The sequence below is a fragment of the Secundilactobacillus pentosiphilus genome, assembly GCF_002217985.1.
In the GTDB taxonomy this organism is placed as follows: Bacteria; Bacillota; Bacilli; order Lactobacillales; family Lactobacillaceae; genus Secundilactobacillus; species Secundilactobacillus pentosiphilus.
Genome location: NZ_BCMI01000034.1, coordinates 1 through 18,194 on the forward strand (window position 1 = coordinate 1; position 18,194 = coordinate 18,194).

Consider the following 18,194-nt stretch of genomic DNA (forward strand, 5'->3'; position numbering starts at 1 on the left):
AACTCAATGATACCAAGAGCTGTGGCTCATTTTCGTGCTTTCAACCTTTAGTACATGATTAATTATGGCTTGAAAGGCCGGTAAATTCAATACTTCGCGTCTCCCACTTTTTTTTAGTTTTTTAAAAAAAGTGGTGAAACTAATTATTTCGAAAGCCTGATTAACGGTCGCAAATATACTATAATAAGGTATAATTTAGGGTGGAATATTAATCGAGCAATAATGATTGGAATGGCTGCCATGGATTATACGTTTTTATTGTCAAAAAACGATAACATTTGTTTCGATATCTTATCACGTTTCACCCAACAAGCTAATCAGTCTTTGAATAAGGAAGAATTAGCGCAATCGCTATCGTTGACAAACTATCAGTTGAATAAGTACTTTGAAACGATGAACGCTGATTTAGCTTCCGTTTCAGAAGGGACACCCTGTTATCTGGATGAGCCTAATAAGGGGATGTGGCAAGCTTTCGGACTGAACTCCTATATCTTGCAGAAAGTAACCCTGGTCTATTTAAACCGGGCACCGCTTTTTACAGCGTTAGAATACCAGTTTTTCTACAATAACTTGTATACCAAAAAGGAATACGTGACTGCCAATTACATGAGCAGTTCCGTGTTCTATCGTTCACTGGATTCGCTTGAAGCCATTTTGGAAAAACACGGCTTCTTTCAAGCCAGCAGTCTGTATGCAAACAAGGAATTTACAATTCGTCTGCATTTATTTCAGCTCTACTACACGATGTATAACGGTGTGTCGGAACCTTTCGAGCCACTTAACCCGTTGGTAGAAGATATGATTTTGGCCATTCAAGCTGAATTGTCTGACCCCTTAAACCCGACCCAGGAGACTAAGTTATCAACTTTCTTGCGGGTTTGGTTATTGCGGATGCTCAATTCTAACCCGATTGGCAAAGACCAGAAACTTCAAATCAGTCCAACGGCATCAAGTACAGCGATGCTTAATCAGCTCCAAAAGTTATTAGCAGACCAGTTAACATTGAAGAAGGACGAATTCAACTATTTATACAGTTTCCTGATTGCACAAGGTTATTTGGGATTCAATAAGATGCACGAACTGGCTGCTAACATTCCGGCCGTTGACGAATTAACCGAGCAGTTTATGGGTGAGATGCAAAGCAACAATGTTTTACTCACAACCCACTTAGTAAATGATAGTCAATTAAGGAACAGTCTACTAAGCATCCACTTTCAATTTGCAACCTTCTACATTGAACCCACAACCTTTATTAGTCCAGATCAAGTGAAGTTTTTTGCTGAGCTTTATCCAGCATTCGACGTTGTTGTTTCACACAACATCACCAAGCTGCAACGTCGTGCTGATTTATACTTAACCCAAAAAATGGCTGTCAATTTGTACTTCAGTTATATGTTTGCACTGATCAATGCCATTCCAGCTGAATTAATGAGGGACCAAGTTCACATCTGTGTGGACTTTTCCCAAGGCAACCTGTATACCAATTATGTTATTCAATCACTTAACGCCTTCAATCATGCTCACATCGTGATTGATTCACATCTGACCGCTGATACTGATATTTATATCTCTGATTTTCATTCAAAAAAGGTCAGCCAGACTCAGGTGATTTGGCAAGATCCGCCAACACCTGTTGACTGGTCCAATCTAGCAGATCTGATTCTAGACGCAAAGCGACAAAAATTACCAGAATTATTTCCAGATAAGCACACTGACACAGAATAGAAAGGAAGTGGCGTTGATGAGAATGAGCAAAGCAGCGAAAGATAAATGGTTAGCAGCGTGTCTCTTTTCAGCAACCGTCCTAACCGGTTTTCAGCTACAGCAGATGAATGCACAGGCATCTTCTCAAACGCAGATGACAACTACTGTTACAAGCACCCCCTCTAATGGCTCTGCTTCTGGCAATACGGCGGGATCGTTTGCGACAAGAACAAGTACTGTGCCGTCATCATCTGCTTCGACTTCAACTACACCCACTTCCCCACGCTCTGACAGCAGTTCTGCATCATCAATTTCTACCAGTTCAACAAGCACGGATTCATCAACCAAACCTAATGATGAAGCATCAAATTCATCATCTGCACCAGTTAGTGACAATACCAATCATCAGCCAAGCAATGATAATAGCAGTACTAAGACCGAAACTATCGGTCACTTAAAGGTCAACACGTTAAATGGCGTGACTAACTCGAAAATTGACGGTGATACCTTTACGGGTAATTATCAAGGAGCAGTTGGTTCTAACGTTAAGAATAAGTCTGCGCTAGTGCCTCACATTCCTGGTTACTCCTTCGTGGGCAATGCCGACGCTGCTATTCCAGATAGCTTTAGTACGGGGACTCAGACTGCCAATTTATACTACATGCCGCTTTCAACAGTCGTGGTTCGCTACGTTGATGTTAATGATCCTAGTAAAGTACTCTGGACATATTCTCTGCCGACCAACTTTGCGACTATGGGACAAATCTATAGCACAGATGATAATCTAATCTCGTTTGCTGGTTATACGCTTGATCACGTTAGCGGTATGCCTACGGGTATCATTAATCAAACGGCCAAGTCGCCTACAATTGCCAACCCGATTACTGTGACCTACTATTACAAACCCCAAGCAGGTCAAACTAGTCGTGTAGATACGAGTAACTGGATCGTTACGTCTAAAACGATGCCGATTGGGTCAACTGGCGAGTATAGCTTCAGTATTTATCTCCAAAAAGGCCAGTTGCCAGCAATTAAAATCGGCAGTTACGGCAGTCAGTCATCATCAAGCCGCACCCATCCTTATTCTGGTAACGGCGTTGATGGTAATCATTCTGGATCAGGTCATACGCATAACGGTGGCGGGACTAGCGATAATCATCCCGAATCTGGTCATACGCATAACGGTGGCGGGACTAGCGATAATCATCCCGAATCTGGTCAGGCACACAACGGTGGTGGAACCAGTGATAATCATTCCGAATCCGGCCATGCACATACTAATCCTGGTAGCAACATTAATACCCATACAGGCTCAGGCAATCAAAACACTGGTAGTAACGAAAATAATCAACCAGCTTACGTTGCCTCCGTTACGGCACCAATTGCCGTACCAGCGAGTCCAGTTTCGGCGCCGACTGCAACCGTCAACGTCGTTACAGAAGTCGGCAACCCAATTGGGCAGCTAACCGTTAGTGGTAAGCCAGGTACTAATGTCCGCGCACAGATTCAACAGCAGTTAAATCGTATGCGCAAAAACGGTTTCGTTATTTTAAGTAACGGCGTAAAAGGTAACACAACTTTGGGCGCTACAAATAGTGTTTTGACCATCAAAGTTGACCACCCTAAACAACAGGCAAATCCGTTCCAACACAACGCAATGCCAATTGTCACACAACTGGGTAATGCTTCTCAACCTGCTCGCCGAACCATGACTGCCGCAAACAGTAATCATGGCAACAATGCTAATAAAAACGGCCAAAGTACTAACAGTAACAATCAATCTGGTCAAAATAACGCGCCACAAAAACAGCAAATTACGCAAAATCATAACTCAACTCAAGCAACCGCCAAGGATACTGAACAAAATGGTCAAGTCCATCGTGATACAATTGCTAACAACGGGCAGTCCTTCCAGCACGCTGCGGCAGATAATGGCGGTGGCGGAAATCAAATCTCTGAGTTAGCGGCCTACTTTATCAGTCTTTCCGGCACGGTCAACCTTGGGTCAAAAGTATAGTAATAAACCATCCATTTCTGAAAAACAGCAGAAATGAACGGTTTTTGCGTTGCATCAATTTAGCTAAAAATTAGATTAACCAAAAAAAGATTATCAGCCTCTTTCTTGCTGATAATCTTTTTTGATTATTTCACTTTTAATCTTTTGTTACTGAGTAACTTCTTCTCTTTGAACCAAGATTTTACTTAAATGATCCTCGATTGCCTTTTCACGGGCAGCTGCAGCATCGTTAAAGGTTAAGAAACTGTGATTCAAAACGTACTCGCCGCGAATCATTAAGCGCGCAATCCAACGTTTTGACCGCTTATCATAAGAAACACCAGCTACACCAGACTTATTTGTCTTACGCTTTTTCATGATTGAAACAACACTAGTACCATCCACCTGCTGAAGGTTGCTAACATCCCCACGGTTAGCAATCAACTGCGCATTACTTTTCATTGCTTTACGACCGCGTTCACGACGAAGACAGCCGCAACTCTTGATACTTCCTTTACGTAGTAAATAACCGTCAGCAATCACTTCCTTGCCACAATCACAACGACAGTTCCACAGTGCATTACCATTTTTCCCCGTACCTGCAAAACTGATAACCGTTAAACGTCCGAAATGTTGGTTGGTTAAATCAATCCTTTTCATTTCTTCTCCCCCTTTATTGCTGTGTTGAAGCAGATTCTGTCAGTTCTCCGGTTGATGTTGCTGCCGACTTCTTTACGCGTGGATGCCGGGCACGAAAACAGTCCATTCCAAATAATCCTAATAGGCAAACTAACAAGCCAACACCAATAAAAACTGCTTCAGTCAAATCTTTACGATCAGCTCTTGCTAATAATTGATTTGTAGCAGCGAATGCCAGTTTTGGAAACTGATCAATTCCGTATACCACCGTAACTGCCACGATTCCCCCAAAAAAGCTTTGTTTGCTTAAAAAATGTCGCTTTTTCATCCTTACTCGGCCCCCTTTTGAATTACTATGTAGTTTAAAGATTACCTACTATTAATAGTACGCTGAAAACGCTTAAAATCAACGTTTATAGGCTTTTTTTGTTTACCAGTTTTTTCAAAAAAAATTAAAAAAATGGAGAAACCGTGATATAACTCGGTAGCTTTCAGCATTCAACATCAAAAAGCGTTCTTCCGTGGTCATGATCGAAAGAACACTTTTTGGTGTTGAATGGCTGGAATCTGAGTTATGGCGCGGGTTAAGGCTACATTAGAGGAGTGGAGATTAAGCTGTGTTTTAGTCAAGAAACTTGATTGTCTGGAGAAATTCACCAATATCTTCAGCTAACTGATTGCCTTGAGGGCTGAAAGTTATCACGTGCGGAGCTGCTGGATAGTGCCGGTAAGTCACTGGGGCACTGGTTGATAAATAGTCGGCCAAGCGCTGACCAATATGACGGTCAATTAATTCGTCCGCATCCGCTTGCGCGATAAAAACCGGCTTGGTTAAGCCAGCAATTTCATCGTGGACTGGTCCCGTGTACTCGCTAATCAGCGTCAGCATTTCATCAATATGCTGAGCCAAGAATTGCATCTTTTCAGCCGTTTCATCAGGTGAGAGCTTTAATTTACCATACCATTTCTGACACTCTTCCAAGAAACGCTTCGCCACTCGACCCTTGTTTACCGGAAAAAGAGGGGTATCGATCGTACCACCAGCAACGACTTCCTCAAATTGTGCTAAAGCCTTCATCGCAAAAATACCACCCAAAGACTCTCCAAAAACCGCGATTTCCCGGTGGCCGTCAGAAATCAGCTGGTGAACCGCGGCACTGGTATCCTGCCACCAACGGTCCGGACTGCCAACTTTAAAAATCTGCTGCGGATCAGCGGTCCCGTGGCCGCTAAACGTGGGACCCAATACCGTATATCCCCGTTTCTGCAGGCGACGGCCCATCACGCGAACGTCATCTGGCGTCCCGGAAAAGGTGTGCAGCAGCAAAATGGCCGGTTTACCCGCTTTAAAATAAAATGACTGTGGCAAATTCATGGTCAGCACCGTCCTTTACTCTTTTCTTATAATTATTCTACACTATTCAGCCAAAAAAATCGTACTTCCAAACTGGGAGTACGATTTAAACTTCATTCAACTTATTCGGTAACTTGATGACGGCTGGTACCGCCCTGAACGATGGTTAAAACATCGTCCAACGCAATTTCCACCATGTTAGCCACCGCGGCATCCGTATAGAAACCTATGTGTGGGCTGACACTCACGTTAGGCATCGTCAGTAACTTTTCCAGTGGCGGATTATCCAGTTGCTTATTGGACCAATCCTGACTGAAGATTTGACTGTCGCCTTCGATCGTGTCGATCCCAGCACCGGCAATTTCACCCGTTTCCAGGGCATTTACTAAATCATCGGCAACCACTACCGGCCCACGGGAGGCGTTAATGAAGAATGCGGACGGCTTCATCATTTTAAAGACGTGCTTATCGATCATGTGGTGGGTTTCATCGGTTAAGGGCGTGTGCATGGTAACAATGTCGGCTGTCTTGTACACCGTTTCGTGGTCAGTATAGGTTAACGTGTCGCCTAGCTCCGGCCGGTGAATCGGGTCGGCAGCAATCACTGTGGCTCCCAGCGCCTTAAATATCCGGGCAACCGCACTGCCGATTTTACCAGCGCCAATAATGCCGATCGTCAAATTGTGGATTTCGTTAGCTTCCAAGCCGCCCCACGTAAAGTCGTGGTGAGCCTGACGCGCTTTGGTGATTCCTAAGTGACGGACCAGCGTCATCACGTGTGCCAGTACCAGTTCACTAACGGAGCGTGGCGAATAAGCAGGCACGTTGGTCACCACCAGGTGGTTCTCAGCAGCCTGTTTTAAGTCCACGATTTCGTACCCCGTGATCCGTAGCGTCAGCTGTTTAATGCCAAATTCGTGCAGCCGCTGGTAGATTTTGGGCGAATCCACTGGAATATGCTGCTGAATAACAATACCGTCATAACCCTTTGCTAATTCAACGGTTTTTTCAGTTAACGGCACATCGTTCGTGTCTACCTGAACATCCGGGTGAGCCTTCATCCAATCCTTAACAGCAACTAACTCATCTTCACGTGCATGATATAACAAAAACTTCACTGCGTTTTCCCTCTTCCTCAATCATTTCTTATTAATGCTGATCAACAAATTTTTGAATCCGTTCAACGGCCTTCTTTAAATCAGCCGTGCTGGCGGCGTAACTGATCCGAACGTAGCCTTCACCGCCGGGGCCAAATGAAGCACCGGGAATGACTGCCACTTTGGCTTCTTTGGCTAATTCATAGCAGAAAGCGGCACTGTCCTGATTCAGGTTTGCTGGGATCTTAGCGAAGAGGTAAAAGGCCCCTTTAGGACTAGCACATTCAAAACCCGCATCCTTTAGACCAGCCAGCAATAAGTCACGACGCTGCTGGTAAATTTTACGCATGGCGACCCCATCGTCCGGGCCATTCTTAAAGGCTTCTTCGGCTGCCACTTGAGCATTCGTCGTTGCCGAAGTAATGGCGAATTGGTGTACCTTACCGATTTCCGTGATGACGTCAGCCGGCCCGCATACCAGGCCGATCCGCCAACCGGTCATGGCGTGCGACTTTGACACACCGTTCAATAGGATCGTCTGGTCCGGCAGCAGTTCGCCCATCGAAACATGGTGCTCACCATAAGTCAGTTCTGAATAAATTTCATCACTCAAAACGAAGATATCGTACTGTTTCAAGACGTCAGCCAGCGCCTGCACCTCGTCGCGGTTGTAAGTGACACCAGTTGGGTTAGACGGGAAGTTCAAAACGACGGCCTTTACCGTATCCTTGTTGGCTTCAATCGTTTCCTGCAGCTTTTCGGGTGACAAGATGAACCCATTATCAGACGTATCCAAAAAGATGGGTTTAGCACCATTTAACATGGTGTCTGGAATATATATCGGAAAGATGGGCGTTGGGATAATCACCGAATCGCCAGGGTTCAGCATCGCAGTCAAAGACGAGAAGATACCTTCAGTAGCACCGGTCGTGATCAGAATTTGCGTTTCTGGATCATAGTGAACGTGATATTTATCACTCAAAAATTTTGAAGCGGCTTTACGGAGACCATCGATCCCGCGAGAATTCGTATAGTGACTCTCGTTATTTTCAATACTGTGAATAGCAGCCTGCTTAACGTGATCCGGTGTGTTAAAGTCCGGCTCACCAAGGGTTAATTTCACCATATCCGGCACCTTAGAAATTTCCTGATTAAATTTTAAAATTGATGATGGCTGAATCTGTTTCAGCTCCTGTTTCATGCTTTCTGACAATCGACTCATATTCCAACACTCCTTATCATATAAAAGACCCGTACAGTCAGTGACTGTACGGGTCTCGAAGCTTATCCCCACGCAGTCAGAACCTGATCTGCGTGGTCGTTTGCATTTCATCACAAAACGCTTCTGGCTCTCCACAGATCAGTACTGGAAAAACCAAAAGTAAAAGCGACTATTCACTTGAGTAACTCTAATTGTTTGCATAATTATTAGCCTCTCAGAATAGATGTTATTTTTATCATAGCATTTTAATGTGGGGAAAACAAGGTGAAGAAACAAGGTGCGGAAGCAAGCGCTTAGAGACTGGAGCCTAAGGCGCTTGGGACATAAATCCCGGGCTTGGATTTGTGTCCCAAGTGACTTAGGTGCAAGTCTCTGCTTGCTGGAGCCCGATTATGACAAGGTGTGGAAGCAGACGCTTAGAGAGCGGAGTGTAAGGCAGAACAGGTGGAAATCCCGGGCTTGGATTTATACCTGTTTTGACTTACATGCAGCTCTCTGTCTGCTGGAACCCGATTATGACAAGGTGTGGAAGCAGACGCTTAGAGAGCGGAGTGTAAGGCGGAACAGGTGGAAATCCCGGGCTTGGATTTATACCTGTTTTGACTTACATGCAGCTCTCTGTCTGCTGGAGCCCAGTTCAGCAATAATAAAAAAGCCACCACCCCACCTGGAATGATGACTTCTAGAACTTCAATTTTAACGTGCCTGAATATAGCCCTTATTAGCAGTAATGTAACTACCATCGCTCAACTGAACACGGTAAGTTCCGTGAGATGAACGTGCAATGGCTTTAGCTGTTAAGTTAGAATTGTACTTTAAGCTCCCAACTTTACCCGTTAAATTGGCTGTCTTGTAACGGTTGATATTCCGGGTAGCGCGTAACTGTTGGCCGTTTGAAACGCTGGTGAAGTAGGTAGCCTTTGGCGTATTGGTATACCACTTAGTAACCGTTGAATTATCCACCGTTCGGCTTAAGTCAACCCGGCCGCTAATACCTGAAAGTGAGCCAGAACTGGTGTACTGCCAAAGATCCGTTGAAACGTCTGGCTTTGCGCCATAATCAGCGATCCATGAACCGTTAAACTTCGAATAGTTCATTTTGTGCACGTGGACGTAGTTTTCGTATGAATAGTAAACTAACGGCTTGTTGGTCAACGTCCGCATTGTCTTATACCAAGCATTGACGTAGGTCTGTTCGTGACCTTTGGCGCCAGCACCGCGCTTTTCGTTATCTAAGACATAAAATCTCGCGTGCTTGTTGGATAAAGCATAAAATTGACGTGCATCGTTCACAGCATCGGCAGAACTGTTGAATTCAGCAAAGTCATATTGACCAAATGGTGTCCCGTGTTTATACGCACCGTTGGCATTGACATTACGCTTTGAATCAATGCGGTAATCTGAATCACCAGGATTACCATGTTTAACCCGGATAATAGTCATCCGTAAATCCTTGGAAGCCTTCGACCAGTTAATGTTCCCCTGGTACTGTGAAACGTCGGCAATCTTAGTCTTAGCGGCAAAGGCAGTGGTCCCAACGGTGAGGGCACTAACAAGTGCTAAGGAACCGGCAAAAATTCTTTTCATTAATTGATTTTTTTTCATGTAATTCCCCTTAATCTAAATTTTTAATTATATCTAGTGTAACGCAGGAATGAAACAGTGTGAAAACATGTGAATTACAGTTCATTTACTGTTGTGTGACAAGGTGTGGAAGCAGGCGCTTAGAAAGCGGAGTGTAAGGCGGAACAGGTGGAAATTCTGGGTTTGGATTTGTACCTGTTTTGACTTACATGCAGCTTTCTGCCTGCTGGAACCTGATTATGACAAGGTGTGGAAGCAGACGCTTAGAGACTGGAACCTAATTAAACCACCTACCCCATTTGTCCCCGCCCCGATAATCTGTCATAATACGTTCAAAATAATCCGCTACAAAGGAGGCTCCTAAACTAATGACTAATGACATTCATGCCGCGTTCTATCCGGGAAAAACTAGCTTGGCGCCGGTCCTAATGCTGCACGGAACCGGTGGTGATGAAAGTGATTTACTGCCAATCGCTACTTTTTTATTCCCTGAACACCCTAAACTAGGCATTCGCGGCCGTATCATTCAGGATGGCAGCAACCGTTACTTTATCCGTCGCAAAGATGGTTCGTTTGATTTAAATAATTTAAATCAGGAAACGGATTGGTTACTAGATGCCGTTCAGCAGGAAACAGCACGTTATCGGCTCAATATTAGCCAATTAATTGTTCTGGGCTTTTCTAACGGGGCAAACATTGCCGCTTATACCTGGCTAAATCGCACCACCCCTTTTAAAACCGCGGTGCTGTTGCATCCGATGATGATCACACCACCCAAGCAACCCGTTGATTTGACAGGTTACCGAGTATTTACAACTTTTGGTGACCTTGACCCGATCGTTTCAGAAACTAATTTTGATCAATTAACGCAGCAACTAATGGCTGCACAGGTCGCCACTAAAATATTTAAAAATCATCAATCACATCACCTGACACAGACCGAACTAATAGCAGCGCAGGCCTGGATCAATAAATTACCACAATAAAAAAACTTGAAAGCAGTCAAACTGCTTCCAAGTTTTTTTCAATATTTAGTCTACTAACGTTATTTTTCAGTATCCATTAGCAGCTGCACGCCCCGCGCCATAGCTAACTCTTCATTGGTTGGAATCAGCATGACTTTAGCACGGCTGTCCTGGGCTTCTAAGAAACCGGTATGGTCAGCTTCGTTAAGTTTCTGGTTAATTTTGATTCCTAAAACACCCAAGCCATCGATAATCGCCTGACGGATCACCGGATCTTTTTCACCGATACCACCCGCAAATACCAGTGCATCCGCGCCACCGATTTCTGTATAGTAACCGCCAACTAACTTAACCACTTGGTTAACAAACATATCCATTGCCAGTTTCGCGCGCTGATTACTTTTAGCGGCGTCATGCAAATCACGCATATCGGAGGACACTCCGGAAACGCCAAGTAAACCTGATGAGGCATTTAACTCTTGGATCACGACTTCGGGCGTTTCCATTCCTAAACGCTTCATCAAGTATGGCACGATAGTTGGATCGACATCGCCGCTACGGGTTCCCATCATGACTCCCGTTACGGGTGTGAGGCCCATGGAAGTATCAAAGGGTTGACCGTTTTTTACCGCAGTAATTGAAGCCCCGCTTCCCAAATGCATGGTAATCAGGTTTAGCTCACTTAACGGTCGTTTTAACATCTCAGCAGCTCGATTAGCTAAATATTGATGTGAAATACCGTGTTCGCCATAACGTCGAATCTGATATTTTTTAGTCCAATCATACGGGATTCCATAAATTGCGGTTTTTTCGGGCAAGCCCTGAAAATAAGCACTATCAAACACTGCGTATTGCGGCACACCAGACAACCTTTGGGCTAGCAGCTCAATGCATTTAACCTCTAACGGGTTGTGCAGCGGCGCTAATTCACTGAGTCCCCTTAACTGATCGATTCGACTAGGTGTCAGCTTAATTGGTCCCTTAAAAAGGGTGCCGCCGGCCACGACCCGGTGGCCTACCGCCTCGACCTCGTCCAGTGTTTGAACACCGCCGACCGTAATCAACCGTTTCAGTACGCGGTCAATGGCCGCGATTTCGTCTAAAGTCTCCACCACTTCTTTGGTTTTTTGATGACCAACCTCGACTTTAACGATGGTCCCTGGTAAATTGAGCCGTTCCACTTGGCCTGCCGCAATCACGTGTTCCGCTGGCATATTTACCAGCTGCCACTTTAAAGAAGAACTTCCAGCATTGATCAGCAGTAGTTTTGTCATAGGTCAATACCTCCGTTTACCCCTATTTTACAGGATATGGCAGCCGTTTAAGCCAAGTTCACAAAAAGGTCATACACCTTTCAAAAAAAGCGCATATTCGTTGAACGCGTAAAACTTATCCTATACAATACAATTACTTACAATATACGTTAACACAAGTAATAGGGATTCTTTTAGGGGGGAATCATTTTGAAAAGAGGACGTTTTTTTATTGCGGCTTCAACTTTGCTGATCAGTTTATCGGTACCGCTTTCAACTTTTGAAATGACGGGGCACGCTGCTACACTGACACCGAGCACCGCCGTTTTGAAGCAAAGACAATCCTACTACAAAGCTAATGCTAAGAGGTTAGCTGCTCGGTATGGGCTAAACTACAGCTCACAAACAGCGTTGACCCACAGTGAGACAGCTAAGGTTTACGTTGCCAGCAAGAACTCACAGTTAAAGAAAAGTGTGCGATTGGCAATGTCGTACTGGAACCAAAAACTAGGCCGCAAGATTTTCGTTAACGGAACCAAAGCCAGCCATACGCTGCAGGTGGGGATGACCAGCAGGAATACAAGTGCCGACGCCTGGTGGAGACCAGCACAGCAACAGATTTCGCTGGAACAAACTGACTATAACCAACAGCTCCCAAAAATTCGCAGCAAGATGATCAACCAGAGTACTGCAACAGCCGTTACGTCAGTTAACCAACACGTCATCGCGTATGGGCATAAAATTGCAAACAAGGTCGATTTTGCTCACGAATACAATACTTATCGTGCAAAGCAGATCAACCTAGCTAAAAAGCAACTCGATACGCGGAAACGTAATATTGTGAGTCAAAAAATCGACGTGAAAGCTAGAACCTTTGAATACGCCAATATTATCGCTCACGAAATGGGGCACTCACTGGGTCTGAAGCATTCCGCTAATGCCAAGGATGCCATGGCTGCTAACAGTTCAACACCCAGCATCTACAGCTACACTAAAGTCAAAGCTAGTCAAAACGGCTTCAATCCACTGGACAAGACGGACGTCAATCGTGCGAAATTAGCACTCGCCATTCACAACGCACAAAATTAATTTTAAGTCGTAAAAGAGCCTTGAAAGACTAGCCAAATAGCCGTTCAAGGTTCTTTTCATTTACTTTCCGGCTACTTACAGGCCGTTGAAACTAAAATAATATTGAACTCATGTCCACTGACATGTTAAGATATTAAATGATAAATCAAGCGTACATATCACCAATCTCAATTATTCACTCTTGGTGAATGCACATAGAGCCATTATTCAAGTCGACCGCATTAGCGGTCGACTTTTTTGATGAGAGTGTGACACAACTCGGTAGATTCCAGAATTTAACGTAAAAAGACGTATTCCATCGAACTTTGTCGGAATACGTCTTTTTTGTGTTAAATGGCCGGAATCTGAGTTGTGGCGCAGGCTTAGACTAGATTAAAGCATTGAGAAAAAGCAAACTTTAAATTGTCTTTAAGTCAAGAAACCAAATGAAATTTTTATCAATATAGACTTATGTCACAGCTTCTCGATACGCTTAAATCAGCAGTGGTCAAACTATAAAAAAACCACCCACAATGACGGGTGGTTAACAGTTTAGTATCAGTTTATTCTAATAGAACGCACTAGCACGAGTCCAGTATTTATCGTTAACCAAGTAGTAAGTCGAAGTCTTGCCGTCATAAACGGAAACTCTTCTTGCCCGCTTAGTGATTGAAACTGACTTGGAACCCAAATCAGCCGTAGTACCAGCTAATTTAGCCAGTTGCGGATCATTAAAGACTTTTGTATACATCGTATACTTCTTCAGTGGATTCATTGTCCGTTCATAAGATTCATACGTGATCTTATCAAACTTCAACGCACCGGAACGAACCCAGTATTTGCGAGCATTCGAGTCTTTACTGAACCGGATCCGGTACCAGTTGCCGCTATCAGCCGTTGCACGCATATCAACGTAGACCAGACCAGACTTCTTAGCGTGTGACCAGCCATCACGTGAATTATAGATGTACCAGCCAGCATGGCCGCGAACATGGTTATACAGGCTATATTTCTTAGCAGCTGACGAAGCTAGTTTAGCGTACTGCGCATCATAGCCAGCAACATATGATTCCTTCTTGTTAGTTGCTTTATTTCCCTTGTACTTACCGGTCAATTTTTGAAGCTTGGTGGTGTTTTTAACATCGGTTGGTTTTACCTTGACGTTCTTGTTGTTGGTGTTGGAACTGACCTTCATGTCGCCAGTGTCCATCCCTGCACTCAACACGAACGGAATTTTGCTATTAGAACTGGTGATCTTATTGCCCGTAACCTTAACACCAGTAATGCCAGCACCCTTGGTATTATCAAAGTAGATATAACGGTTATTAGGATCCAAGTTAACAAAATTATTATTGGTGATTTGGATGTTGGACATCTTCGCAGTAGGCGAAATGTTATAGATCCGGATATAGTTTCCTGAACCTAACGCACCCTTATTTTCAAACGTGTTATGACTGATATACAAATCTGAAACACAAACAAAGTGAATGTTGGCACCGTCATCGCTTAACTGCGGCTTGGCATCTTGAACGTAATTATCAGTAAAATGAATGTCATGAATAATCCCATGAACACCCTTTGCATAAACCACGTGCTGGCCAATCGGGTTTGGTGCAAATGACTTAACTGTCCCGGAAGCGTTTGAAAGTGGAATAAACTTATTGCCAGTTACATTAATATCATATGATGGTAAGTAATCATAAACGTCACCTGGCTCGTGGTACGACATGGCTTTAGTGTCCGAATAATCAACTTGAATAGCTTCCTTGTAATCAAAGTCGGTATTCGCATTAAAACCAGTAAACGTCGATCCCTTAATGTTAACATTATGACTGCCATCAATATCGATATAATGCCCAGTTGGTGATTCAGCATTATCAAAAGTACAGTTATTAAAATCAACGTTTGAAGCATGGTGGATCGACTGCACGAAGACACTCTGACCGTCAGCGCTGTTGTAATCACCGCGGAAAGTGGCATTATTCCATGTGACATTACTAATTCCGCCATCGTAGCCGCCCTTAGGACTTGGATAAGCAAAGGCCATCCGGTCACCCTTTTTTATCTGAAAAACAGCGTCTTTATCAAAATTAAAGGTAATATTTGAATGAAGCTCGATGGCCTTCAAGTCATCATTCGTAAACAAATAAGTCCCCTTTGGAACCTGAATGGTAACGTTATCTTCCGGACTATAAGCATTAATAATTTTTTGAAGTATCGGGGCGTTATCGGTTTTGCCGTCCCCAACCATTCCATAATCTTTGGCATCAACCTTGGTCGCTGCGTGAGCCACAACAGTTTGGTTAATACTGCTATTACTCGTGCCAAACTGCGTAAACCCAACGCCAGCGATAACCCCTAGGGCTAATACGCCTAACATTATTTTCCTTGGTTTACTCATATATTACGTCATCCTCTCACAAAACATAAAACTCCTCTAATACTAGAAAATTATATCACAAGGTGGTCATGAGTAAGAATATATTTCGGTTTCAAGCATGTTACCGATTTATAACACGCCGTCCTTCTTTACCGGACCAGGTAACAGTAAAAAAGGGATCCCAAACCGGGACCCCCTGCGAATGACAAATACTTTTCTAAAATACTTCTTTATCAGTATAATGCTGCGGCAAATCATTAAAATCATAAGTCTTCAAGGCTTGGATAGCTGCCTTACCATTGTAAAAAGCGGTATACGACTGCGCTAACATGAGGTTTAGCTTCTTACTTTCATCATATTGAACCAGGACCACCGGCACACCGGCCTCCCAAGCCGCACCAATTTCAAAAATCGTGCCTGAATCCGGTTCGTTTTCCTGTGTTTCTTCATACTGGTAATCTAAAATAGCAACTACGGCATCCGCCTTATGGATCTGCCGGACATCACTATTGAACGTAGCAACTTGCCATTTAAAAGTACCAAATTCTAAATCTTCCTGCTGGTGTTCAGACGGGATAAAAATGCCGTTTTCGGCAACGGTGGGGTTGGCGCGTAATAAACTGACGACTTCGTTAACACGGTCATTTTGACCGTCACTGAAAAATGGGGCTGCTAAGTAAATATTGTTCATGACAAGTTACGCTCCTTTATCTGATTAACCATTAGCATACTGTAAATGAGTCTTAACGAAAAGAACCGCCATAACAGCTCCGTTATGACAGCTCCTTATTCCGCACACGATGGCAAAATCGCATGCCAACAATTGTTTAGCAAACTTATAGTAGCGGATTTTAAACGATCATTCAATTAAAGTTTAATGAGAATTATTTATTTAATTTGCTGTAACCACTGCTAAGCGGTAATTTACACGTCTTTTCAAATCCTTATTTCAAGCTTACAGGTGGTAAAGACGACAACTGAGCTTCCTTAACTAATCTTCAAGTTTATGTTTGAGTGCCGTATTATTCAATAACACATTGAGAATAACCGCTACAAAACTCCCTACGACCATCCCGTTGCTCAAAATCGTCTGTGCTTCTGCTGGTAGGAACTGAAATAAGTGAGGTTGCGTCGTGACCCCTAAACCTAAACCAACGGACACGGCAATAATCAACAAGTTACGGTTGTTTAATGCCACTTTCATCAGCATCTTGATTCCTTGAGCACCCACCATGCCAAACATAATCAGCATGGCGCCGCCTAAAACGGACGCGGGGATCAGGGTCGCGATGGCGCCAAACTTGGGAATCAGACCGAGAAAGATCAAAAGAAAGGCTGAATAGTAAACTGGCCGAAGGGTTTTGATCCCCGATAGTTGAACGATGCCCACGTTTTGGGAGAAGGTTGAATACGGAAACGTATTAAAGATCCCGCCCAGAATGGCAGCCAATCCTTCAGAACGGTAACCATGTTTCAAATCCTTGGTATTCAAATCACGACCCGTAATCTCTGCCAAAGCAAAGTAGACACCGGTTGATTCGATCATACAGGTAACCGCCGCCAAAATCATCGTGGCAATTGACGACCATTCAAACCGTGGAACACCAAAGTAAAACGGACGTGGTAGCTGCAACCAATGAGCGGCACTAACGGGGGCAAACCCCACCCTGCCCATTGCAATGGCCAGCAGCGTACCAATGAGGATCCCAATCAAAATAGCAATTTGCTTGATAAACCCGCGACCCCAAATATTGATCACAATAATGACTAAAGCCGTTGTAAAGCCCAAGATCAAATTAATCGGCGACCCAAAGCTTTTGGCTGTGGCATCCCCGCCGCCAAGGTTTTGAAACGCCACTGGAATCAGTGTGAAACCAATCAAGGTAATCAACGATCCCGTTACCACCGGCGGAAAGAACCGCCGCAAGCTGGCAAAGGGACCCGCAACCAGAATGATGAAGAGCCCCGCCGCAATAATGCCGCCATACATATAAGTCCAGCCGAAATGATTGCCGATACTTTGAAGCGGCGCCACGTACTCAACGGCACACCCCAAAACAACTGGCAAGCCGATACCCGTGATAGCAGTCCGCTTCAACTGCAGTAACGTCGCGATTCCGCACATAAAAATGTCCATTGAAACTAAGTAAGTCATCTGGGCAGCGCTAAAATGCAGCGCGCCGCCAACAAGCAGCGGAACTAAAATATCACCAGAATACATCGCCAATAAATGCTGAAAGCCTAAAATCAAGTTTTTGACAACTGAACGATTATTTTTAACAGTTTCCAAGTCCCAATACCCCTCATTCGGTTTTATGTCATCCTTGTCTCCATACTATCATCTACAGGTGAGCCGTTCAATTAAATTATGAACATTCATATCAATATCAGCTATAAAGTTCGTTTTTACTGTTTCAACCGGTTTAGCTGTGCGTAAACCGACACCAGTTCGCGACCAAGTTCAACCGTTGTCAATGCCATACTTAAATGGTCTTGGGCGTGCACCATCAGTAAGGATGGCCCTTCATCGGCATCAACGTGTGCACTGACGTAAGTACTCTGAAGTCGATGCCCTTCGCCTAGACGTTTTTCAGCATCAGCGAATTTCACCTGTGCCGCCGAGATCTGCCCCTCCTTCGCCAGTTCAATTCCTGCAAATGCCATCTTTTTAACGTCACCGGCAGCTAGAATCAACTGCATGGCCACGTGCTGTTCGTCATCGCTCATGTTATTCCCCCTAAAGTCCGTTTTTTAAGTATTACGGTAGCGCCAATCAGTAAGAGATGCAATGCTTTTTTTGCCGTCAATAAAGTCAAAAAAAGAACCCTTTCTGACGTGTACCCCCAAAGTTGGAAACAACTTTGGGGGTATTTCTATGACTAAAATTTCCTGGGATACTAAAATTATAGCTATTAAAGCATATTTAACAGGG

The 18,194-nt window shown here is 44.1% G+C and carries 16 protein-coding genes; 4 read left to right on the forward strand and 12 right to left on the reverse strand.

The genetic code is table 11. The features are described 5' to 3' along the window. The first annotated feature begins 240 nt into the window (after nt 1–240). Together CES81_RS11920 and CES81_RS11925 are read left to right on the forward strand one after the other, a co-directional pair. Nucleotides 241–1,725 carry a hypothetical protein gene (locus CES81_RS11920; protein WP_089121956.1) on the forward strand — a complete coding sequence of 495 codons (1,485 nt, stop codon included), beginning with the start codon at nt 241–243 and terminating at the stop codon, nt 1,723–1,725. Between the two features lie 16 nt (nt 1,726–1,741). Then, entirely contained in the window at nt 1,742–3,721 is a 1,980-nt protein-coding gene (locus tag CES81_RS11925) for a hypothetical protein (protein ID WP_089121957.1), read from the forward strand. Between the two features lie 147 nt (nt 3,722–3,868). On the opposite strand, the gene CES81_RS11930 is transcribed toward CES81_RS11925, so the two are convergent. The 6 genes from CES81_RS11930 to CES81_RS11955 all read right to left on the reverse strand — a co-directional run bounded on the left by CES81_RS11930 (nt 3,869) and on the right by CES81_RS11955 (nt 9,617). Beyond that, nucleotides 3,869–4,360 carry an alcohol dehydrogenase gene (locus tag CES81_RS11930; protein ID WP_225356404.1) on the reverse strand — a complete coding sequence of 164 codons (492 nt, stop codon included), beginning with the start codon at nt 4,358–4,360 and terminating at the stop codon, nt 3,869–3,871. Between the two features lie 13 nt (nt 4,361–4,373). Further along, nucleotides 4,374–4,667 (reverse strand): hypothetical protein, encoded by a 294-nt coding sequence (locus CES81_RS11935; protein WP_089088270.1) that lies wholly within the window; start codon nt 4,665–4,667, stop codon nt 4,374–4,376. Nucleotides 4,668–4,961: 294 nt separating this feature from the next. Then, nucleotides 4,962–5,714: an alpha/beta hydrolase gene (locus CES81_RS11940; RefSeq protein ID WP_145993354.1), complete on the reverse strand. Its 753-nt coding sequence runs from the start codon at nt 5,712–5,714 to the stop codon at nt 4,962–4,964. A gap of 101 nt (nt 5,715–5,815) precedes the next feature. Continuing rightward, nucleotides 5,816–6,811 carry a D-2-hydroxyacid dehydrogenase gene (locus tag CES81_RS11945; RefSeq protein ID WP_089121959.1) on the reverse strand — a complete coding sequence of 332 codons (996 nt, stop codon included), beginning with the start codon at nt 6,809–6,811 and terminating at the stop codon, nt 5,816–5,818. A gap of 31 nt (nt 6,812–6,842) precedes the next feature. Further along, on the reverse strand, nt 6,843–8,012 hold the full coding sequence (locus tag CES81_RS11950; protein ID WP_089088267.1) for an aminotransferase class I/II-fold pyridoxal phosphate-dependent enzyme: 1,170 nt from the start codon (nt 8,010–8,012) through the stop codon (nt 6,843–6,845). 696 nt (nt 8,013–8,708) lie between these two features. Beyond that, nucleotides 8,709–9,617: a GH25 family lysozyme gene (locus tag CES81_RS11955; RefSeq protein WP_089121960.1), complete on the reverse strand. Its 909-nt coding sequence runs from the start codon at nt 9,615–9,617 to the stop codon at nt 8,709–8,711. Nucleotides 9,618–9,964: 347 nt separating this feature from the next. Here CES81_RS11955 and CES81_RS11960 point away from each other — a divergent pair, with 347 nt between their 5' ends. Then, nucleotides 9,965–10,582 (forward strand): alpha/beta hydrolase, encoded by a 618-nt coding sequence (locus tag CES81_RS11960; RefSeq protein ID WP_089121961.1) that lies wholly within the window; start codon nt 9,965–9,967, stop codon nt 10,580–10,582. A gap of 59 nt (nt 10,583–10,641) precedes the next feature. On the opposite strand, the gene CES81_RS11965 is transcribed toward CES81_RS11960, so the two are convergent. Beyond that, on the reverse strand, nt 10,642–11,835 hold the full coding sequence (locus CES81_RS11965; RefSeq protein ID WP_089121962.1) for an acetate/propionate family kinase: 1,194 nt from the start codon (nt 11,833–11,835) through the stop codon (nt 10,642–10,644). A 189-nt stretch (nt 11,836–12,024) separates the two neighbouring features. Here CES81_RS11965 and CES81_RS11970 point away from each other — a divergent pair, with 189 nt between their 5' ends. Continuing rightward, entirely contained in the window at nt 12,025–12,903 is an 879-nt protein-coding gene (locus CES81_RS11970; RefSeq protein ID WP_089121963.1) for a matrixin family metalloprotease, read from the forward strand. 547 nt (nt 12,904–13,450) lie between these two features. Here the strand turns inward: CES81_RS11970 and CES81_RS11975 are convergent. The 5 genes from CES81_RS11975 to CES81_RS13685 all read right to left on the reverse strand — a co-directional run. Beyond that, the gene (locus CES81_RS11975) at nt 13,451–15,283 is read right to left on the reverse strand and encodes a glycosyl hydrolase family 28-related protein (RefSeq protein WP_089121964.1); all 1,833 of its coding nucleotides are present in this window, start codon (nt 15,281–15,283) and stop codon (nt 13,451–13,453) included. Nucleotides 15,284–15,479: 196 nt separating this feature from the next. Further along, entirely contained in the window at nt 15,480–15,953 is a 474-nt protein-coding gene (locus CES81_RS11980; protein WP_089089202.1) for a nucleoside 2-deoxyribosyltransferase, read from the reverse strand. 300 nt (nt 15,954–16,253) lie between these two features. Next, entirely contained in the window at nt 16,254–17,552 is a 1,299-nt protein-coding gene (locus CES81_RS11985) for a nucleobase:cation symporter-2 family protein (RefSeq protein ID WP_089121965.1), read from the reverse strand. 116 nt (nt 17,553–17,668) lie between these two features. After that, nucleotides 17,669–17,989, reverse strand: a complete 321-nt coding sequence (locus CES81_RS11990) for a PTS sugar transporter subunit IIA (protein WP_089121966.1) — start codon at nt 17,987–17,989, stop codon at nt 17,669–17,671. Between the two features lie 24 nt (nt 17,990–18,013). After that, nucleotides 18,014–18,194 (reverse strand): hypothetical protein (locus CES81_RS13685; RefSeq protein ID WP_225356405.1); only part of this gene is annotated, 181 nt, incomplete at its 5' end.